This is a genomic window from Synechococcus sp. Cruz-7E5 (assembly GCF_024345995.1).
Classification (GTDB): Bacteria; Cyanobacteriota; Cyanobacteriia; order PCC-6307; family Cyanobiaceae; genus Regnicoccus_A.
The window spans coordinates 1-18,532 of sequence record NZ_JAGQCE010000014.1; the positions used below are offsets into that span (position 1 = coordinate 1).

Here is an 18,532-nt window from a genome sequence, read left to right on the forward strand (position 1 = left end):
GATCCATCTCGAACTCGGTTGTGAAACGCAGTAGCGGCGACGATAGTTGGAGGGTAGCTTCCTGCAAAAATAGCTCAATGCCAGGATAAAACAATCTGAATGCTCTATATCTGATTTCAGCGCTGCTTAGATCAGTTTTGTTTAAAAGCCACCTCAGGGTGGCTTTTTTTGTGCTTGACGTCAGGTTGGGCTGTTTGTGATGTCGTTGATGGCGGCGGAGTTGTTGTTGGCGTTTGCAGTGAAATTGGTACTGTTTAGGATGGGAAGGGGATTTGCTCGAGGGTTGTGATCTGGGAATAGGGGCCTGGGCTATCTTCTGGATTGCCTGGCCTGCTGCTGAAGATCACGTGCAGGCCGCTGAGTTGGGCGGCATTGAGTTCGGACAGGGAGTCACTGATAAACAGGATCTTGCCGGCCGGTGCACCGAGAGAGTCGGCAATCCTGAGATAGCTTGCTGGATCTTGCTTGGCTCCGACACGGGTGTCAAACCAGCCGCAGAACAGTTGGCGCAGGTCTCCAGCATCGGAGTGACCGTAGAGGAGTTGCTGAGCCGCTACAGATCCTGATGAGTAGACCGCCAGTTGAAGTCCTGCGACGTGCCATCGCTCCAGGACCGGCGCTACATCGGCAAACAGGGGAGCGCGCAGGGATCCATTGGCATAGCCTTCATTCCAGATCAATCCCTGCAATTCTTTGAGGGCGGTGAGTTTCCGGTCGTCATCGATCAGGAACTTGAGAAAGCTGCAGAGTTGTTGAAGGCTGGGTTGCATGGCTGGTGGGTGTTGAGACTCCTGCTCATGTAAATGAACGCTCTCGCTTTGGAAAGTGTTGTCGTTGGCGTCGCTGTTGTTTTTGTGCCAGGCCTCCTGCAGATCGCAGAGCAACGGTTTCAGATCCGGATCATGCCCGTGTTCCATCAGAAAGGACTCCAGCCGAGCCCTTGCATACGGAAACAGGGTGTCGGCCACAAAGCTCACCGGGCATGTGGTGCCTTCGATATCGAGAAGCACATGGCTGATGTCAGCCAGAAATAGTCTTGGACGCGTCATGGATTGGTGAGGGGTGGCAGCAACAACTCACGCCAGCTCTGCTCCAGAAGAAATTCCAGAATTTCCAGATGCCTGCGGGCGCTGAACAGGTCGTGGCCCCAGGCATAGAGACCGTGTCCGGCGATCAGCAATCCGTGGGGTGCTTCGCCAAGGCGTGATGAGGCGGTATTGCTGAGGAGGCGCAGATCCTGATCGTTGGCCAGCACCGGAATGGCGATGTAGGTGTCGTGGCTGCTGATGCCGGTGAGGCCCTTGAGCATCTCCAGGCCTTCGATCCGTACGGCTGCTTCGACGGCATTTGCCGTTTCAGCTGGATTCGTTGCTTCAGTTTCAAGGACTACCGCGGCCTGCAGGGCGCGGCGGGAGAGCAGGGTGGCGGCCTGAGAGTGGGTGTGGAGCACAGCAGCGGCCCCTGTGCATTTGACGATCTCCAGATGCAGCAGGGTTTCGGCGCTGGCAGCACCGCTGCCGTCGATCACCTGGGCCTCCCCATTCACCAGGATCAGGTCCTGGGGGCGAATCGAGCCTTTGTCGACCCCACTGGGGGCCATCAGCAGCTCCAGGGGCTCCAGCCGGTTCACGCAGCTGAAATTTCCGCCTGTGCCGTCGCACCAGCCCCTGGCATGGATCGCTGCGATGACGTTGCACAGTGCCCTGGCCTGCTCCCCGGGGGCGGATGTGGGCACGGACCCTTCAACAGCATGGCCCTATCTTCTCGCACCGTCCCCGATCCACTTCAACGCTGGCAGTTGGGGCACCAGTGGCTGCTGCGACCGCCCAGTCGCTCCCGTTGGATCGGTTGGCCGCAGCGTCGGCATGGTTGACCGCCGCGGCGATACACCCAGGCGACGCCTCCGTAGTTGCCATTGGTGCCGCTGAGATCCCGGAAGTCGCTGAAGGTGGTGCCGCCGGATCCGATGCTGATTTCGAGCACCTCGATCAGCGATTGGCGCAGGCGCTCAAGCTCCACGAGGCTCAGGCTGCCGCTTCGGCGCTGGGGGGCCAGGCCAGCCGCGAACAGGGATTCATCGGCGTAGATGTTGCCGACTCCAGCCACCAGCGCCTGATCGAGCAGGGCGTTCTTGATGGGCCGCACGGAGCCCTTCAGTTTCTGACTCAGGTAGGCGCCGCTGAAGGCCGCACTGAAGGGTTCAGGCCCCAGCTTCTGCAGGCCTTTCATCACGCTGGAGCAATCGAGGCCGGATGGAATGAACCACATCTGCCCGAAGCTGCGCACATCGATGAAGCGCAGTTCCTGTCCCTGCCGGCTCCAGCACCGCACCCGGGTATGGCGGCAGGGCTCGCGGGGCTCCTCCAGCCAGAGAAATTGCCCGGTCATGCGCAGATGAACGCCCCAGTGGCCTGCCGGCAGTCCGTCGCGGCTGAGCTCAGCCATCAGGTACTTGCCCCGACGGCTCCAGGCTCCGACGCGAGTGCCGATCAGCCCGGCCCGGAACTGATCGATCTGCTCAGGAGCGGCGATGGCCCGCTGCCTGAGCACCTCAACCCGCCCGATCTCGAATGAGGTGAGCTGACGTTCCAGCCCGCGCCGAACCGTTTCCACTTCAGGCAGCTCGGGCATCCGTTCAGCATCGATCCAGGCAGCCTGCCAGGCAGAGGCCCCAGCATGACCAAAGAAAATCCGCCGGAAGCAGGACTCCCGGCGGATGGCGCATCAGATGCGGTGGATTCCGAACGGGCTGGCTCGGAAGGGGGGCTCAGGCCGACTCGAGTTCCCTTTCGGCGAAGTTGTTGGTGTTGATGCCGCCTTCCGAGCCGCTGTAGCCGCTGTAATTGACCTTTTCGAAGCGCACCACCACGGGGTAGCGGATGCCAGAGGTGTCGACGGACGCCACGGTGCCGACTTCGTTGAACCAGTAAGACTCAGGCCGCTTGATGCGCACCTTGTCGCCGCGGGAGATCGCCATCGCTGCGCTGTTGTTGGGTGACTGCCAGTCGGAAGATACCTGCCCCAGAGGGGCTCTGAACCGAGGGCGTCACGTTTCGTCGTTCGGCTCTTGGTTCGGCCCGTCGCTCGCCCCGTCGCTCACTGCTTCGGGTCTGCGTGGCAGCATCAGCGATTGCGCCGCTGGTCGTCGATGGAGGCACCCGTCCTCAGCCTGGAGCTGCCCGATCCGGAGCGGGACGACATCAGCACCATGGAGTTCCTCTCCCGTCTGGAGGAGGCCTGGGCCGTCTGTGACCGCTTCGATCTGCAGACGGAGATCTGGCGGGGCAGGATCCTGCGGGCAGTGCGGGACCGGGAGAAGCGGGGCGGTGAGGGCCGCGGCACCGGTTTCCTGCAATGGCTCAGGGAGCGGGAGATCAGCAAGACCCGGGCCTACGGCCTGATCCAGCTCGCCGATTCCGCCGACAACCTCGTCGGAGACGGACTGCTCGAGGAGGGCAGTGTGAACAACTTCTCCAAGCGTGCCTTCCTCGACACGGCCCTGGCCGATCCGGAGGTTCAGCAGATGATCAGTGAAGCTGCCAATGATGGCCAGCAGATCACCCGCAAGCAGGTGCGGCGCCTCAGCGATGAATTCACCGCCGCCACCAGCCCGCTGCTGCCCGAGGAGATCCGCCAGCGCACCCAGGAGAACTTGCTGCCCCCGCGGGTGGTGGCCCCCCTGGTGCGAGAGCTGGCCAGGCTGCCCGAACCCCAGCAGGACGACCTGCGCCGGGCGCTGCGGGAGGAACCGGAGCTGGAGCGGGTCAAGGATGTGACCAGCACCGCTCGCTGGCTGAGCAAGGCGGCCGAGGCCGGCCTCGCCGTGCGCGCCTTTCAGCACGGAAACCTCAATCTCGAGAAGGCCTTGCAGGAGGCCCAGCGGCTTGATGCCCTCGGCCTGTTCGCCGATGCGGTCGGTCAGGCCCAGCAGCTGGAGAGCGCTGTGCTCAAGCTGCACACCAGCTGGCGGCGGCTGGGGGGGCTGCAGGAACGCCTCTGGGTGGAGAGCGGCAGCAGCACACCCCATCTGCGCGAGCTGCTCACCGCGCTGCAGAGTCTGAGCGGCACCACCCTGCGGGTGTCCCTCGGCGAGCTCTCGGGGGGGAAGCGGGTGCGCCTGCAGCTGGTGGAGGAGACCCCCGACCAGCTGACGCCTCCGCCCTTGCCCTGAGCGGAGCGAGGGTTAAGGTCGCAGCGGTGCGGGGCTGACGTGGCGGTGGCGGCGGATCCGCTCGAATCGGAGCTCCAGCGTCATTTCGGGTGGACCGCCTTCCGCCCGGGGCAGCGGCCGGTGGTGGAGGCGTTGCTCTCAGGTCAGGATTGTCTGGCGGTCATGCCCACCGGCGCTGGCAAGTCGTTGTGTTTTCAACTGCCGGCTCTGGTGCGGCAGGGCCTGGTGCTTGTGGTCTCCCCCCTGGTGGCCCTGATGCAGGACCAGGTGAGCCAGCTGCAACGGCGGGGCATTCCGGCGGCCAGCCTGCACCAGGGCCTGGATCTGCCCAGCCGCCGGGCCTTGCTGCGCCGCCTGGAGCAGAATCGGCTGCGGGTGCTCTACCTGGCCCCGGAGCGTCTGCAGGCCGAGGCCACCCGCCAGTTGCTGGAGGAGGTGCTGGAGCAGGGGCGCCTGGTGGCCCTGGCGGTGGATGAGGCCCATTGCATCAGTGCCTGGGGTCACGACTTCCGACCCGATTACCGGCGGCTGGGTCAGTTGCGCAGCCTCTGCCCCGGAGTGCCGCTGGTGGCCCTCAGTGCCACGGCGGCCCCCCGGGTGCGCGCCGACATCATCCGCCTGCTGCAGTTGCGGCGCCCCCTTGTGCAGGTGCGTTCGGCCAGGCGCTCCAACCTGACCTATGCCATGGAGCGGCGTCCAGAGGACCCGATGGCCCTGGTGCTGGAGGCGCTGGAGCGGGCGCGGGGGGCCGTGCTGATCTACGCGCGCACCCGCCGCTCGGTGGAGCACTGGGCCGCCCGCCTTTCTGCCGCTGGCCGTGAGGCGATCGCCTACCACGCGGGCATGGACCCGGAGAGTCGCCAGCTGGCCCTGGAGCATTTCCAGGAGAGTCCCACGCCGGTGCTGGTGGCCACCGTGGCCTTCGGGATGGGAGTGGATCGGCCGGATGTGGGCCTGGTGCTTCACCTTGACCTGCCCGCCAGCGCCGAGGGGTACCTGCAGGAGTCGGGTCGGGCCGGCCGAGACGGGCTTCCCGCCCGCTGCCTGGTGCTGTTCGATCCGGCTGATCGGCTCTCCCTGGGCTGGGCGATGCGGGCCTCGGCGCGGCAGATGAGTCCGGAACTCCAGAACCAGGAGCGCCCGCGCCGTGACATCGCCCAGCAGCAGCTGCGGCGGATGGAGGCCGTGGCGGAGGGCAGCGGCTGCCGTGAACAGGCCCTGCTGCTGACGGTGGGGGAATTGGTGCCGCCCTGTGGCCGCTGCGATGTCTGCCGGCGGCCCCGCTCGATCAGCGACTGGTCGCTGGATGCGGCGCGGGTACTGGAGGCCCTGGCTCAGAAGGACGGGGTGGACCTGCGCCGGCTGGCCGGGGCCCTGGAGCAGGCCCATGCCGGCGATGAGCAGCGCTGGGGATGGCTGACTCGCCGTCTGGTGCAGGAGGAGCTGATCAGCGAAAGCGACGATGGCAGCCAGCGTCTCTGGCTGCGCACCGCTGGACGCCACTACCTAAGCCAGCCCTGGCCGCTGCGCTGGGCGGCCTGAGTGCGCAGCTGGGGTGAGCTTCAGCCTGCGGTCTGCTTGCAGACGTCCTTGATCAGCTGCTCCTCGTAATCGGTGGTGGGATCTTCCCAGCTTTTCCAGGCGCCCGCTGCGCCGGTGGCATTGATCTTTCGGGCGGCGCAGTTGATTGCCACGAACACCGGCTGTCCGCCGCTGTTGAGAGCTGGAGCCACCTGGCTGCCGCCCATCGGCCGCCAGTTGGAGAAATCCACCTGCAGCGGACCGTAGGTGCGCCAGTCCGGGGGGGCGGTGTTGCTGGGATCGGGCTTGGGTTGGGGCTTGGCGGCAGGGGGTTTGGCGGCGGCCGCAGGTGTGGTGGCCGGTTTGGCCTGGGGCTCAGGTTGCTTGGTTTGCTCGGGCGGATTAGGCGCTGGTTTTGGGTCTGGTTTCGGCTCTGGCTGGGCCGTCACCTGGGGGGTCGGGGTCGATTTGGCCGGCGCTGGTTTGGTGGCCGCTGGATTTGTGGTTACTGGTTTTGCAGCTGCTGGTTTGGCAGCTGGGGTTCCGCTGGCGGGCCCCAGGCTGAGCTTGGTGCCGACCTGCAGGTTGTCGGGAGCTTCCAGCTTGTTCAGGCTCACCAGCCGGGCCACTGGCACGTCGTAGCGCTCGGAGATCTCCGAGAGGGTTTCACCGGATTTGACCACGTGCACCCGAGCGGCCTTCGCTCCTGCCGCCGCGGGGGGCGCTGGCTTGGCGGCGGGCTTGGCGGGCTTCGTGGGCTTGGCCGCATTCTTCGCCGGGGGCACCTTCAGGCGTTGCCCCACCTGCAGCAGATCCGCGTCCTTGAGGCCATTGAGCTCCTTCAGCTTCTGCACCGAAAGGCCATAGCGTTCAGCGATCTCTGAGAGGGTTTCGCCGGCGCTGACGGTGTGGCTGCCGGTACCTGAAGTACCCGAACCGGCCCGCGGCGCCGTCTTGGCCCCATCGGGCAGCTTCAGGCGGGTGCCGGCCTCCACCAGGTTGGGGTCCTTGATGCCGTTGAGCTGAAGCAATCTCTGCACCGACACTCCGTAGCGCTCGGCGATCTCCGAGAGGGTTTCCCCCGACTTGACCACGTGTTGGGGCGCCGCCAGGGCAGGCAAGGGCAGGACCAGGGCCAGGACCAGGGCGGCCAGGACACGGCGCAAGGGTTGCGGGCTGCTCATGGATGGCGTTCGGCTGGGTGAACCTTAAGGAGACCTCCCCGGAACGCCAGCCCCCGCTTCACCTCGAGTCCCGGCCGACTTCGTTTCGGCACTCAACCCAGCAGCCGTTTGATCAGACTGAGCCGATCTCCGTAGGGCGGGTAGCGGAAGGGCAGATCGAAGCGGAAGGGCCGGCGCAGCACGCTGCGCAGGTGTGAGAAGGTGTCGAAGCCCGCCTGACCGTGGTAGCGGCCCATGCCACTCTCGCCGACACCGCCGAAGGGCAGCTCCGGCACCCCCGCCTGCATCACAACGTCGTTGAGGCAGACGCCGCCGGAACTGGTGCCGGCCAGAACCTGGTCCTGGGCCGTGCGGCTGCGGCTGAACAGGTAGAGAGCCAGCGGTTTGGGCCCCTGGCGGATCAGGTCGATGGCCTCGTTCAGCCCCGTGATGCCGACCACCGGCAACAGGGGGCCGAACAGCTCGCCGGCCAGGAGCGGATCGTTGATGCCGGAGAGGAGTTCGGAGGCAGGCTCGCAGGCGATCAAGGTGGGTGCGATCCGGCGGGTCTGGGGATCCACCTGGCCGCCGCTGAGCACCCGGCCATCCCGCCTGGCGCCCTCCAGCAGGGCCAGCAGCCGCTCGAACTGGGCCTGGTTGATGATGTGGGCCAGCTCGGGGGAGGCGAGGGGATCGTCGCCGTAGGCCCGCTGGAACTCACCCCGCAGCAGCTCGATCAGGGTCGGCCGCACCGTTTCCTCCACCAGCAGGTGGTCGGGGGCGATGCAGGTCTGCCCGGCATTGAGACCCTTGCCCCAGGCCAGCCGCCGGGCGGACACCTCCAGATCAGCATCGGCCAGCACGATCGCCGGGCTGCGGCCGCCCAGCTCGAGGGTCACAGGCGTCAAATTACGGGCCGCGGCGGCCATCACCAGCCGTCCCACCCGGCCGCCGCCGGTGAAGAAGATGTGATCGAAGGGGAGATCGAGCAACTCGCCGGCCACCTCGGCGCCGCCCTCCCGCACAACCACCACCTGGGGATCGAGGTGGCGGCCCGCCAGCCGCGCGATCAGGGCGGAGGTGTGGGGCGCCTGCTCGGAAGGCTTCAGCACGGCGGTGTTGCCAGCCGCAAGGGCGCTCACCAGGGGCTGGAGCGTGAGCGAGAAGGGATAGTTCCATGGCCCGATGATCAGCACGCAGCCGAGCGGTTCAGCCACCAGCTCCGCCCGTCCGGGCCGCTGGGAGAGGGGAACGGCAACGGGCCTTGGTGCCATCCACCGCTTCAGCTTCTGCTGGGCCAGGCGGAGCTCCTGCCGCACTGCCACCACTTCGAAGTACGCCTCCACCGGCGGTTTGCCGAGATCGGCGCTCAGCGCCTCGAGGATGGCTGGCTCGTTCTCCGCCAGCAGCGAGTCGAGGGCCTGGAGCTGGGCACGCCGCCAGGCGAGCGGCCTGGTGGTCCCCGAACTCACCAGCTCCCTCAGGGGGGTTGTCGAGAACTGCCCACCGGGGTCAACGGGCCCGCCTGCGCCAGCGGCGGTGGCGGAGGGTGAGAGGGAGGTCAGGCTCATCGACGGGGTGGCAACCGAGCCAAGTCTGGCCAGAGATGGAGTCCGGCCGCGACAATCGATCCGGCCTGGACATCCGAATGGATGAGCGCGCCATGGATGAGCGCTACGACAGATTCGGATGAATCAGCGCTGAGATTGAGCAGAAAGTCTGGTCATCTCGGGGCTCATCAACAAGCCAGAATCAGCTGCAGGAAAAGGCTGCACAATGCTGAGTCGAGCAGTACAACGGTGAGTTGAAAAGCCCTTGACGAGACTTGAACTCGTGACCTCTCCCTTACCAAGGGAGTGCTCTACCGCTGAGCTACAAGGGCATGTGGAAAGGTGGGCCGGGTTGGATTTGAACCAACGTAGGCAGAGCCAGCGGATTTACAGTCCGCCCCCATTAACCACTCGGGCACCGACCCGAACCACACCTCGACAACTTACCAGCCGACCTTCCTCATGCAGCTGCTCGCCCTCAATGGTCCGAACCTGAACCTGCTGGGCAGCCGCGAGCCTGGTCTCTACGGCACCTCGAGCCTTGAGGCCATCCGCGACGATCTCTCCGGGCGCGCCATGGCGCTGGGTGTGGAGCTGGCCTGGTTCCAGAGCAACCACGAAGGCGCCCTGGTGGACCGCATCCAGGCGGCTCGCGGCCAGAGCTCCGGCATCCTGATCAATGCTGCCGCCTACACACACACTTCGATCGCCCTGCGCGATGCCCTGCTGGCGGTGGCCATCCCCTACGTGGAACTGCACCTGAGCAACACCCATGCCCGCGAACCCTTTCGCCATCACTCCTTCCTCGCAGACCGCGCCGTGGGCGTGATCTGCGGCTTCGGGCCGACCAGCTATCGGCTGGCTCTCGAAGGCCTGGTCGACCACCTGCGCAGCCGCCCGTGACTGCCCCGGCGGCAGCGGTGGCACGGGTGCGCTGGCTGGCGGCGCCCACCAGCCCCGACTGGCTGGAGCAGGCCCTGGCCCATCCGCTGGATCTGTTGATCGATCACGCCCACTGCGAGCGCAAGGCGGCCGGAGCGGCCCTGCAGCTGATGTTCCGCTACCCCTCCGACGAGGCCCTGGCGGAGGCCCTCAGCCCCCTGGCGCGGGAGGAGCTGGAGCATTTCGAGCGCGTGCTGGCCCTGCTGGGGAGCCGGGGCCAGGCCCTGCGTCCCTTGGCCGCGCCCCCCTACGGCGCGGCCCTCGCCAAGCTGGTGCGGCGCCCGGAACCCGAGCGCATGCTCGACAGCTTTCTGGTGGCGGGGCTGATCGAAGCCCGCAGTCACGAACGCATGGCCCTGCTGGCGGCCCACAGCCCTGACCCCGAGCTGCGGCAGCTCTATGGGGAGTTGCTGGCCAGTGAGGCGCGTCACTTCGGCCTCTACTGGGTGCTGTGTGAGCGCCGCTGGCCCCGCTCTGTGGTGATGGAGCGGCTGGAGCAGCTGGCCGCCCGGGAAGCCGAGCTGCTGGCCCGGCTCCACCCCCAGCCCCGGATGCACAGTTAGGGGTCGAGCAGGGGGTAGCGGGAGGCGATGTCGTCCCCGGTGAACCGGGCCACCCAGCCGTCGGGGTTGTTGAAGAAGCGCAGGGCGGTGAAGCTGGGGGCCGCGCCCATGTCGAACCAGTGGCGAGTGCCGGCGGGCACGCCGATCAGGTCGCCCCTGGTGCAGAGGACCTGCAGCACCTCCTCACCGATGTGGAGGCAGAACAGTCCCTGCCCCTCCACGAAGAAGCGCACCTCGTCTTCGGCGTGGGTGTGCTCGGCCAGGAACTTCTGCCGCAGGGCCTGTCGCTCCGGGTGGTCCGGGCCGAGCCGGATCGCATCGACGCTGGGGTAGGGCCCCTGGGACTGGATGCGGGCGACCTCGCTGGCATAGGCGCTGAGGATGGCCTCCTGATCGGCGCCTTCCGCCAGCTCACCCCGGGTCGGCCAGCGCTCGAAGCGCAGGCCGCGGGTGGCCAGCTCGGCTGCGATCACCGTGCCGTCGTCGCTGCTGAACGGGGCATTGGCCGGGCTGCTCTGGCCTGGCTTTGGCGGGTTGACGGGGTGGATCTGCAGGCGGCTCACGGCGGCGCAGCGGCGAGGGGATCGGTCTTCAGCCTAGAAAGCGTGCTGGCAGGCGCCGCCAGGAGCAACCCTGTGATCGATCGCTTTGATGCAGCCTCGGTGCTGGGTGCCGCCTCCGGTTCGGACCCCGGGCCGGGTCTGGTGCTGGTGGGGGTCGGCCCCGGTGACCCCGAGCTCTGCACCGTGGCGGCGGTGCGGGCGATCCAGGCTGCTGAGGTGGTGGCCTACCCGGTGGCGCGGCTGGAGGCCGAGGGGATGGCCGCCCGGATCGTCTCTCCCTGGCTGAGGCCGCAGCAGCGGCGCCTGCCGTTGCTGTTTCCGATGGTGGCGGAGCCGGCTCCGCGCCGCCGCGCCTGGCACCTGGCCGCCGAGGCCCTGGCCATGGAGGTGGCGGCCGGACGGCGGGTGGTGCTGCTGTGCGAGGGCGATGTCTCCCTGTTCGCCAGTGCCTCCTACGTGCTGCTCGAGCTGCTGGAGCGCCACCCGGGCTGTCCACTCCGCCTGATCCCCGGGATCACAGCTGCTTCGGCGGCGGCGGCGGCAGGCGCCTGGCCCCTGGCCCTGCAACGACAGACCCTGCAGGTGCTGCCCACCCCGGATGATCCCGCCGAACTGCAGACGCTCCTGGAGACTGCTCTGGCCGGCCCTGAAGGCCAGAGGCCGGTGCTGGCCCTGCTCAAGCTGGGTGCCCGCTGGAGCTGGGTGCGTCCCCTGCTGGATCGCCTGGGGCTGCTGGAGGGCGCCCTCTTTGCCCGGCGCGTGGGCTGGCCCGAGCAGACGGTGGCGCCGGCCTCAACGGTGCCGCCCGATGGGGATGGAGCCTCCTCCTACTTCTCCCTGCTGCTGATCCGCTGCGGCTGGCCCGAGGTGCTCCCCGACACCGGTGCGGACTGGGCTGATCACGGCCAGGATGCTTGCCTGAGTGAACCGCCTGGAGGCCCATGAATCCAATCGACTGGTTCGCCCTGCTCCACCCGGTGCTGGTGATTCTGTTCGTGTATCCGGTGGTGGGGGCGACCATTCGCCTGGGAATCCTGGCCAGGGAGCGTCGGCTGAAGATCCACCCCCAGCCGCCCACGGTGGGGGTGGAGCATGCCGATCACGGTCGCTGGCTGACCGTGGGGATGGTGGTGGCGGTGCTGGTGGCCCTGATCTATTCCTTCACCAACAAATTCATCACGCCCGAGCCCCCTTTCGCCGGTGGCGTCCAGCGCTTGGCTCTGCTGCTGGTGGTGAGTGCGGGCACCTTCGCCAGCCTGCTGGCCCTCTGGAGGGTGAAGTCCACCAATCTGCGGGCCTGCTTCGCGCTGCTCACCTGGGCGGGTCTGCTGGGGCTGGGCAGTCAGCCGGAGATCTGGCGCCTGAGTGATAACCCCTTCGAGGGGGCGTTCTGGGCCTCCCATTACTGGAGCGGTGTGCTGCTCACCGGCTTGATGCTGTTCTCGATGTCGGCCAAGCCGGAGATCTTCCGCTCCCTGAAGATGCGCCGCCTGCACGTGAGCGTGAACATCCTGGTGGCGGTGCTGCTGGCGGTTCAGGCGATCACCGGCAGCCGCGACCTGCTTGAAATTCCGGTGAGCTGGCAGAAGCCGGCGATCTACTCCTGCGACTTCGAGAAGCGCATCTGCCCAGCTCCGGCCAGCAGCTCCAGCGCCGCCGATGGACTGGGGGCCCGCATCAGCTGATGGCGCAGCCGGGCGGCGCCGGCAAAGCCCTGGCAGGTCCAGCCCAGGTGCTTGCGTGCGATCAGCAGCCCCTGCTCGCCCCTGGCCGCCACCAGGGCCTCCAGGTGCTCCCGTGCCAGGGCAAGCCGTTCAGGGGTGCCCGGCAGCGGCGGCAGCGGCCTGCCGCTCAGGGCGGCGTCGATGCGGCCCACCAGCCAGGGGGCTCCGAGTGTGCCCCTGCCCACCATCACGCCGTCGGCGCCGGTGCGCTCCAGGCAGTCGAGGGCCTGCTCGGGGCCGCTGATGTCGCCGTTGGCGATCAGGGGAATGGAGAGGACCTGCTTCACCCGGGCGATGGCGTCCCAGTCGGCTGATCCGGAGAAGCCCTGCTCGCGGGTGCGGCCATGCAGGGTGAGGGCCTGCGCTCCAGCCGCCTGCAGGGCCAGGGCGAAGCCCACCGGATCGGAGGAGTCGCCGCACCAGCCCAGCCTGGTCTTGACGGTGACCGGAACCGTGACGGCCGCGCTTACGGCCTCGACGATCCGGCAGGCCAGGGCGGGGTCGCGCAGCAGGCCGCTGCCGCCTCCCTTGCGGGCGATCTTGCGCACTGGGCAACCCATGTTGATGTCGATCAGGAAGGCGCCTTCCCCCTCGGCCCGCCGGGCCGCCTCCGCCATCGCACCGGGCCGGTGGTCGAACAGCTGAACGGCGATCGGCCCGGTTTCAGCCCCCAGTCCCGCCATCTTGTCGCTGCCGTGGCCCAGCTCCAGGCTGGTGGCGTTGACCATCTCGGTGAAGAGCAGGGCATCGGGAGCCCAGCGGCGCACGAAGCCACGGAAGATGCGGTCGCTCACGCCGGCCAGGGGTGACTGCAGCACCCGGCAGCGCAGGCTCCGCGGCGTTCCGCGACCCGGCAGGCTCAGGGGTGCATCGTTTAAGAAGCTGATAGCCATGGCCATGTCAGCGTCGCAGCCGGAGGGCGGCCCGGATCCCCAGCCACTCAGCCGTGCTCTGTTGATGATGATCCTGGACGACCGCCTCAGCGACCGCTTCGTCTGTGAGCTGATCTGGCGGCGGCTGGGCTATCGGCCCCAAGCCGGCGCGGTCAGCGATCCTGCGGGCAAGCCAGGCACCAGCGAGCCCTGGCTGGCCACCTCAGCCACGCCGGCCGCCTGGGCCGAGGCCTTCCCTCAGGCACCGGAGCTGATCGCCACGCGCCCAGCAAGCGTGCGCCTGACCCGCTCCATCCCCGCGGAGCACAAGCAGTTGCTCAAAGGCCAGCTCGGCTTCGCCGGCTACCGGATCGGCGAACTGGTGCCGCGCCGCACGCGCCGGGCCACGGCGGTGAACTGGCTGCTGGCCGATCTGGCGGCCCGTGGGGAGGATCTGCCCGAGCAGGGGCCGCTGCCTGAGCCGCTGGTGCCACCAGAGTCGCCGCTTCAGGGGCACCCCGGGGATCCACCGGTGCACTGAAGCCGGCTCACTGAAGATCAAGCACTGATGAGGCCTCACGCAAGACGCAGGAAGCCAGGTGCTGCCACTGCGGATCGAGGCGATTTATCGAAGCTGCTTCAGTCTGTAGGGTTGAAGCAGGTAATCGTTGTTGAGATAACAGTTCTTGGCGCTTCCAGTCGTCGCCATCATCGGGCGGCCCAATGTGGGCAAATCCACCCTGGTGAATCGGCTCTGCCGCAGCCGTGAGGCGATCGTTCACGATCAGCCCGGCGTCACCCGTGATCGCACCTACCAGGAGGGGTTCTGGGGGGATCGTCGTTTCCGTGTGGTCGACACCGGCGGTCTCGTTTTCGATGACGACAGTGAGTTCCTGCCGGAGATCCGCGAGCAGGCCAACCTGGCCCTGGCAGAAGCTGCCGTGGCGGTGGTGATCGTCGATGGCCAGCAGGGCCTCACCGCCGCCGATCAGGCCATCGCCGACTGGTTACGGGGGCAGAAGGTTCCCGTGCTGCTGGCGGTGAACAAGTGCGAATCACCGGATCAGGGCCTGGCCATGGCCGCCGACTTCTGGGGCCTGGGCCTGGGTGAGCCCCATGCCGTCTCGGCCATTCACGGGGCCGGCACCGGTGACCTGCTTGACAAGGTGATCGGCTACCTGCCCACCACTCCTGAAGAGGAGACGGAAGAACCGATCCAGCTGGCGATCATCGGGCGGCCAAATGTGGGCAAATCCAGCCTGCTCAACTCGATCTGCGGCGAAGCGCGGGCGATCGTGAGCCCGATCCGCGGCACCACCCGCGACACGATCGACACCACGATCGAGCGGGAAGGCAAGACCTGGAAGCTGCTCGACACCGCCGGCATCCGCCGCCGCCGCAGCGTCAGCTACGGCCCTGAATACTTCGGCATCAACCGCAGCTTCAAGGCGGTGGAGCGCAGTGACGTGTGTGTTCTGGTGATCGATGCCCTCGATGGCGTCACCGAACAGGATCAGCGGGTGGCTGGGCGCATCGAAGAGGACGGCCGCGCCTGCGTGATCGTGGTCAACAAGTGGGACGCGATCGAGAAGGACAGCCACACCATGGCTGCGATGGAGAAGGAGCTGCGCGCCAAGCTCTATTTCCTCGACTGGGCGCCGATGCTGTTCACCTCCGCCCTGACCGGCCAGAGGGTGGAGAGCATCTTTGCCCTGGCCCTTATGGCGGTTGAGCAGCATCGCCGCCGGGTCACCACCTCGGTGGTGAATGAGGTGCTGCAGGAGGCTGTGAGCTGGCGTTCGCCCCCCACCAGTCGCGGTGGGCGCCAGGGCCGCATCTACTACGGCACCCAGGTGGCCACCAGGCCGCCCAGCTTCACCTTGTTCGTGAACGACCCGAAGCTGTTCGGCGAAACCTACCGCCGCTACGTGGAGCGCCAGATCCGCGAAGGTCTGGGTTTCGATGGCTCTCCGATCCGGCTGTTCTGGCGCGGCAAGCAGCAGCGCGACGCCGAGAAGGACCTGGCCAAGCAGCAGAGCCGCTCCGCCTCCTGATGGTGCGCTCCTGATGGACTGGCTGCGTCAGCTACCCATCGGCCAGTACGTCGATGGGCAGCGGGGATGGCTGCGGCGGCTCGATGCCCGACTGAAGCTGGGCTGGACCCTGGCCTTCCTGGCCACGCCGGTCCTGGCTGGACCCCAGTGGCGTCTGACCCTGGTGGCGCTGCTGCTGCTGATCACGGCCGTCTGCGGTCTCCCCTGGCGCCTCTGGCGGCGCAACCTGCCGGTGCTGCTGGCCCTCTGCCTGCTGGTGGGCCTGCTGGCCTCCCTGGTGCCTGTGGGGGTGGTGGCCTCCGCCAGTGCGATGCGTTCCCCTCGGGAACTCCTGCTGGCCCCACCCCCCGCAGGCGGGCCAGCTCCCCAGCGTCAAGGGCTGAGCTGGGAGGTGCTGCGCTTGGGGCCGGTCCAGCTCGGGCCGCTGCCGATCGGGCCGCTGGTGGTGAACCGTCGCTCCGCGGAGCTCGGTCTGAACAGCGCCACGCTGCTGTTCACCCTGTTGCACAGCGCCAACCTGCTGTTGCTCTCCACCCCGCCGGAGGAACTGGTGTGGGCGCTGAGCTGGGTGATCACGCCGCTTGGCGCTCTGGGGCTGCCGGTGGAGCGGCTCGGCTTCACCCTGCTCCTCTCCCTGCGTTTTCTGCCGCTGGTGCAGGAGGAGTTCCAGAACCTGCTGCGCTCGATCGCGACCCGGGCCGTGAACCTCAAGAGCCTGGGCTGGAAGAGTGGGCTCGGGCTGCTGCTTTCCGTGGCGGAGCGCTTGCTCGCCAACCTGTTGCTGCGCTCGGAGCAGGGGGCCGAAGCCCTGATGGCCAGGGGCGGGCAGTGGGTGCCGCCGGCCCAGATACGGCTGGCCCGGCGGGCGGCTCGCTGGCTCAACCTGGTGGCGGCTGGAGCCCTGGTGGTGTTCCTCGGACTGCGCTGGCAGTACGGTGCGCTGTAATTTGTAGCCATTGCAGCCGTCAGTGAGCGTCGACGCGACCACAGAGCGTTATCTCAATCATCCGACATTCGGTCTCCTGTATCGGGTGGCTCCGGCGGGTGAAGGTCGCGATCTCTTCGCCACCCTCTACGCCCAGCGGATGTTCTTCCTGGTGACCCTGCAGCCACGCGGGGCCCAGTTCGAGGTGATTCCGCTGATGGATGCTCGCCACGTGGCGGAGCAGAACCTGGCGCGGGCCCGGCGTGATCGCAGTGTGCATCTGCCCCGCTGGCGCCAGCTGTTCGATCAGACTTTCATCTGATCGGAGATGCCCGCTGACGCCCTTGCCCAGCGGCTGAAGGCCCTGCAGGGGCAGTTGCCCCCCCAGGCTCGTCTGCTGGCGGTCAGCAAGGGACAGCCGGCGGTCCGTCTGCGTGAGGCGGTGGCCCTGGGGCTGCGCAGCTTCGGCGAGAGCCGCCTGCAGGAGGCGCAGGCCAAGCAGGTGGAACTGGCCGATCTCGAGCCGCTCGACTGGCATTTCATCGGCAGGCTGCAGGCCAACAAGGCCCGGGGGGTGCTGCGCCATTTCGGCACGATCCATTCCGTCGATGGTCTTGCCCTGGCCGAGCGGCTGCAGCGGATCGCCGCCGAGGAGCAACTCAGCCCTCGGTTGTTCTTTCAGGTGAAGCTGAGGAGCGATCCCGGCAAGACGGGATTCGAGCCCGGGGAGCTGGAGCGGCTGTGGCCCCGGTTACGGGCGCTGGAGCCCCTGGTGCCGGTGGGTCTGATGACGATCGCTCCCCTGGGGCTGGAGGCCGATCAGCGCTTCAGGCTGTTCCAGGACTGTGCTGCGCTGGCAGCGACCCTGGGCCTTGGTGAGCTCTCGATGGGCATGAGCAACGACTGGCCCGAGGCGGTGCGGGCCGGCAGCACCTGGGTGCGGATCGGCTCGGCCCTGTTCGGCGCCAGGACCTGAACCTTGTGTCGGAAATCGGTATCCAGGTTGTGTCCAGTTGCAACCGAAGGCATGGGACGCTAAGTAGGTACATCTCCATCCGAAGGTGCCCACGGTGTCGTTGTTCTCCCGCCTGCGTGCCGTCGTTTCCGGAGACGACTACCTCGACGGTGACTACGACGACGAATTGGACTACGACCCCGGCGATTCGCCTGCCACCTCGGCACCCTCAGGCCGTCCGGCCCTCTCCAGCGGCAGTGCCCTCGCCCTGACCAGCGACTTCAGCAGCGATGATCCCTTCGGCTCCGTCAGCTCCTCCAGCAACGTCATCGGCATGCCGGGGCTGTCCTCCTCGGCGGCGGAGGTCACCCTGATGGAGCCGCGGAGTTTCGATGAGATGCCCCGGGCGATCCAGGCCCTGCGTGACCGCAAGACCGTCATCCTGAATCTCACAATGATGGAGCCCGACCAGGCCCAGCGTGCGGTCGACTTCGTGGCGGGCGGCACCTTCGCCATCGATGGCCACCAGGAGCGGGTGGGCGAGAGCATTTTCCTGTTCGCCCCCAGTTGTGTCACGGTCACCACCGCCAACAGCGAAGAACCCTCCTCGCCCACGATCGTGTCCAGCCGCGAACCCGCCGGCGCCGAGAGCGATCCGGCCGCTCCAAGCCCTGCCTGGGGCCGTCAGGATTCCGCCTCCGGTTTCAGTCTCTGAAGCCCTCCGGTCTTGGTGTGATCGGTCTGGGCCGCATGGCCCGGGCTCTTCTGGTGCCGCTGCTTGATCAGGGAGTGATCCCCCGTGATCAGGTTCAGGCCGTGGTCGCCAGCGCAGACTCGGCCCGGCGCCTCCAGGTGGAGCTCGGTGTGGCCGTGGGTCGTGATCCCTCTCTGGCCTGGGCTGCTCCAGCCGTGCTGCTGGCGGTCAAGCCCCAGCTGCTTGCAGCGGTTGCGGCCGCCGCGCCGCCGCCCCCCGCTGGCGACGACGCTCCGTTGCTGATTTCAGTGCTGGCCGGGGTGACCCTGAGACGGCTGGAGCGGTCTTTCCCCGGCTGGCGTTGCGTGCGTGCCGTGCCCAACACTCCCTGCCTGGTGGGCGCCGGCATCACCGGTCTTGCCTGGGGCGACGACCTGCCAGCCGAGCAGCGCCAGTGGGTGATCGATCTCTTTGCCCACGTCGGGGTTGTCAAGGAGCTGCCCGAGAGCCAGCTGGATGGTCTGCTGTCCCTGGCCTCCTCAGGACCTGCCATGGCGGCGGTTCTGCTGGAGGCGCTCGCTGATGGTGGCGTGGCCTCGGGCCTGCCCCGGCCCCTGGCCCAGGAGCTGGCCCTGGGAATGATGGCTGGTTCGGTGAAACTGATACAGGAGCAGGGCCTGCATCCGGCCCAGCTCAAGGACATGGTGGCCAGTCCGGCTGGCACCACGATCGCGGCCTTGCGTCAGCTGGAGCAGGCGGGGGTGCGCAGCGCTCTGATCGAGGCGGTGCTGGCAGCGGCGGAGCGCAGTCGGGCCCTCAACGCCGGCTAGGCATC

The 18,532-nt window shown here is 67.5% G+C and carries 21 protein-coding genes and 2 tRNA genes; 13 read left to right on the forward strand and 10 right to left on the reverse strand.

What is annotated here, in order from left to right:
- Positions 1–254: 254 nt before the first annotated feature.
- From mtnC to KBY77_RS13310, 4 genes are all read right to left on the reverse strand, one after another.
- A complete protein-coding gene (mtnC, locus tag KBY77_RS13295) occupies positions 255–1,010 on the reverse strand; it encodes an acireductone synthase (RefSeq protein WP_255105355.1) in 756 nt (251 codons plus the stop codon).
- 35 nt (positions 1,011–1,045) lie between these two features.
- Positions 1,046–1,735, reverse strand: coding sequence for a methylthioribulose 1-phosphate dehydratase (gene mtnB / locus KBY77_RS13300; RefSeq protein ID WP_255105357.1), 690 nt, complete (start codon positions 1,733–1,735; stop codon positions 1,046–1,048).
- Between the two features lie 50 nt (positions 1,736–1,785).
- Positions 1,786–2,631: a DNA-formamidopyrimidine glycosylase gene (locus KBY77_RS13305; RefSeq protein ID WP_255105360.1), complete on the reverse strand. Its 846-nt coding sequence runs from the start codon at positions 2,629–2,631 to the stop codon at positions 1,786–1,788.
- A gap of 136 nt (positions 2,632–2,767) precedes the next feature.
- Positions 2,768–2,977: a photosystem I reaction center subunit IV gene (locus KBY77_RS13310; protein WP_094555785.1), complete on the reverse strand. Its 210-nt coding sequence runs from the start codon at positions 2,975–2,977 to the stop codon at positions 2,768–2,770.
- Between the two features lie 171 nt (positions 2,978–3,148).
- On the opposite strand from KBY77_RS13310, the gene KBY77_RS13315 reads away from it, so the two are divergent.
- Both KBY77_RS13315 and KBY77_RS13320 read left to right on the forward strand, forming a co-directional pair.
- Positions 3,149–4,171, forward strand: coding sequence for a hypothetical protein (locus KBY77_RS13315; protein ID WP_255105363.1), 1,023 nt, complete (start codon positions 3,149–3,151; stop codon positions 4,169–4,171).
- 45 nt (positions 4,172–4,216) lie between these two features.
- Complete coding sequence (locus KBY77_RS13320; protein ID WP_255105367.1) at positions 4,217–5,713, forward strand: ATP-dependent DNA helicase RecQ; 1,497 nt, start codon at positions 4,217–4,219, stop codon at positions 5,711–5,713.
- Positions 5,714–5,733: 20 nt separating this feature from the next.
- Here the strand turns inward: KBY77_RS13320 and KBY77_RS13325 are convergent, their stop codons facing one another.
- From KBY77_RS13325 to KBY77_RS13340, 4 genes are all read right to left on the reverse strand, one after another.
- Positions 5,734–6,876, reverse strand: a complete 1,143-nt coding sequence (locus KBY77_RS13325) for a LysM peptidoglycan-binding domain-containing protein (protein ID WP_255105370.1) — start codon at positions 6,874–6,876, stop codon at positions 5,734–5,736.
- A 92-nt stretch (positions 6,877–6,968) separates the two neighbouring features.
- Positions 6,969–8,426 (reverse strand): aldehyde dehydrogenase family protein, encoded by a 1,458-nt coding sequence (locus tag KBY77_RS13330; RefSeq protein WP_255105372.1) that lies wholly within the window; start codon positions 8,424–8,426, stop codon positions 6,969–6,971.
- Positions 8,427–8,665: 239 nt separating this feature from the next.
- Positions 8,666–8,737 (reverse strand) — tRNA-Thr (locus KBY77_RS13335).
- An 11-nt stretch (positions 8,738–8,748) separates the two neighbouring features.
- Positions 8,749–8,830 (reverse strand) — tRNA-Tyr (locus KBY77_RS13340).
- 37 nt (positions 8,831–8,867) lie between these two features.
- Between KBY77_RS13340 and aroQ the strand changes: the two genes are divergently transcribed.
- Positions 8,868–9,308: a type II 3-dehydroquinate dehydratase gene (aroQ, locus tag KBY77_RS13345; RefSeq protein WP_255105374.1), complete on the forward strand. Its 441-nt coding sequence runs from the start codon at positions 8,868–8,870 to the stop codon at positions 9,306–9,308.
- Entirely contained in the window at positions 9,305–9,910 is a 606-nt protein-coding gene (locus KBY77_RS13350) for a tRNA-(ms[2]io[6]A)-hydroxylase (protein ID WP_255105376.1), read from the forward strand. The genes aroQ and KBY77_RS13350 overlap by 4 nt, the downstream gene beginning before the upstream one ends.
- Here KBY77_RS13350 and KBY77_RS13355 read toward each other — a convergent pair.
- Positions 9,907–10,473, reverse strand: a complete 567-nt coding sequence (locus KBY77_RS13355) for a cupin domain-containing protein (RefSeq protein WP_255105380.1) — start codon at positions 10,471–10,473, stop codon at positions 9,907–9,909. The two genes, KBY77_RS13350 and KBY77_RS13355, sit on opposite strands and share 4 nt — an antisense overlap.
- A gap of 147 nt (positions 10,474–10,620) precedes the next feature.
- Here KBY77_RS13355 and KBY77_RS13360 point away from each other — a divergent pair, with 147 nt between their 5' ends.
- Together KBY77_RS13360 and KBY77_RS13365 are read left to right on the forward strand one after the other, a co-directional pair.
- A complete protein-coding gene (locus KBY77_RS13360) occupies positions 10,621–11,418 on the forward strand; it encodes an SAM-dependent methyltransferase (RefSeq protein WP_255105556.1) in 798 nt (265 codons plus the stop codon).
- Positions 11,415–12,158, forward strand: a complete 744-nt coding sequence (locus KBY77_RS13365) for a DUF4079 domain-containing protein (RefSeq protein ID WP_255105382.1) — start codon at positions 11,415–11,417, stop codon at positions 12,156–12,158. The genes KBY77_RS13360 and KBY77_RS13365 overlap by 4 nt, the downstream gene beginning before the upstream one ends.
- On the opposite strand, the gene dusB is transcribed toward KBY77_RS13365, so the two are convergent.
- Positions 12,071–13,090 (reverse strand): tRNA dihydrouridine synthase DusB, encoded by a 1,020-nt coding sequence (gene dusB, locus KBY77_RS13370; protein WP_255105558.1) that lies wholly within the window; start codon positions 13,088–13,090, stop codon positions 12,071–12,073. The two genes, KBY77_RS13365 and dusB, sit on opposite strands and share 88 nt — an antisense overlap.
- A gap of 4 nt (positions 13,091–13,094) precedes the next feature.
- Here dusB and KBY77_RS13375 point away from each other — a divergent pair, with 4 nt between their 5' ends.
- The 7 genes from KBY77_RS13375 (at position 13,095) to proC (ending at position 18,527) form a co-directional block, all read left to right on the forward strand.
- On the forward strand, positions 13,095–13,610 hold the full coding sequence (locus KBY77_RS13375; RefSeq protein WP_399212880.1) for a DUF1823 family protein: 516 nt from the start codon (positions 13,095–13,097) through the stop codon (positions 13,608–13,610).
- A 145-nt stretch (positions 13,611–13,755) separates the two neighbouring features.
- Positions 13,756–15,123 carry a ribosome biogenesis GTPase Der gene (gene der, locus KBY77_RS13380; RefSeq protein WP_255105387.1) on the forward strand — a complete coding sequence of 456 codons (1,368 nt, stop codon included), beginning with the start codon at positions 13,756–13,758 and terminating at the stop codon, positions 15,121–15,123.
- 13 nt (positions 15,124–15,136) lie between these two features.
- Entirely contained in the window at positions 15,137–16,069 is a 933-nt protein-coding gene (locus KBY77_RS13385) for a CbiQ family ECF transporter T component (protein ID WP_255105390.1), read from the forward strand.
- Between the two features lie 22 nt (positions 16,070–16,091).
- A complete protein-coding gene (locus KBY77_RS13390) occupies positions 16,092–16,370 on the forward strand; it encodes a PipX family protein (protein WP_255105393.1) in 279 nt (92 codons plus the stop codon).
- A 6-nt stretch (positions 16,371–16,376) separates the two neighbouring features.
- Complete coding sequence (locus KBY77_RS13395; protein WP_255105395.1) at positions 16,377–17,024, forward strand: YggS family pyridoxal phosphate-dependent enzyme; 648 nt, start codon at positions 16,377–16,379, stop codon at positions 17,022–17,024.
- A 94-nt stretch (positions 17,025–17,118) separates the two neighbouring features.
- Positions 17,119–17,718, forward strand: coding sequence for a cell division protein SepF (locus KBY77_RS13400; protein WP_255105397.1), 600 nt, complete (start codon positions 17,119–17,121; stop codon positions 17,716–17,718).
- Complete coding sequence (gene proC, locus KBY77_RS13405) at positions 17,715–18,527, forward strand: pyrroline-5-carboxylate reductase (RefSeq protein WP_255105574.1); 813 nt, start codon at positions 17,715–17,717, stop codon at positions 18,525–18,527. Before KBY77_RS13400 ends, proC begins: the two co-directional genes overlap by 4 nt.
- The last annotated feature ends 5 nt before the right edge of the window (positions 18,528–18,532 follow it).

What these genes read in the sequence shown, in the direction of transcription:
- KBY77_RS13310 (WP_094555785.1), bottom strand. Translation starts at nt 2,977, where the DNA reads ATGGCGATCTCCCGCGGCGACAAGGTGCGCATCAAGCGGCCTGAGTCT.
- KBY77_RS13315 (WP_255105363.1), top strand. Translation starts at nt 3,149, where the DNA reads ATGGAGGCACCCGTCCTCAGCCTGGAGCTGCCCGATCCGGAGCGGGAC.
- KBY77_RS13395 (WP_255105395.1), top strand. Translation starts at nt 16,377, where the DNA reads ATGCCCGCTGACGCCCTTGCCCAGCGGCTGAAGGCCCTGCAGGGGCAG.
- aroQ (WP_255105374.1), top strand. Translation starts at nt 8,868, where the DNA reads ATGCAGCTGCTCGCCCTCAATGGTCCGAACCTGAACCTGCTGGGCAGC.
- KBY77_RS13330 (WP_255105372.1), bottom strand. Translation starts at nt 8,426, where the DNA reads ATGAGCCTGACCTCCCTCTCACCCTCCGCCACCGCCGCTGGCGCAGGC.
- dusB (WP_255105558.1), bottom strand. Translation starts at nt 13,090, where the DNA reads ATGGCTATCAGCTTCTTAAACGATGCACCCCTGAGCCTGCCGGGTCGC.
- KBY77_RS13305 (WP_255105360.1), bottom strand. Translation starts at nt 2,631, where the DNA reads ATGCCCGAGCTGCCTGAAGTGGAAACGGTTCGGCGCGGGCTGGAACGT.
- KBY77_RS13365 (WP_255105382.1), top strand. Translation starts at nt 11,415, where the DNA reads ATGAATCCAATCGACTGGTTCGCCCTGCTCCACCCGGTGCTGGTGATT.
- KBY77_RS13385 (WP_255105390.1), top strand. Translation starts at nt 15,137, where the DNA reads ATGGACTGGCTGCGTCAGCTACCCATCGGCCAGTACGTCGATGGGCAG.
- KBY77_RS13375 (WP_399212880.1), top strand. Translation starts at nt 13,095, where the DNA reads ATGTCAGCGTCGCAGCCGGAGGGCGGCCCGGATCCCCAGCCACTCAGC.
- KBY77_RS13325 (WP_255105370.1), bottom strand. Translation starts at nt 6,876, where the DNA reads ATGAGCAGCCCGCAACCCTTGCGCCGTGTCCTGGCCGCCCTGGTCCTG.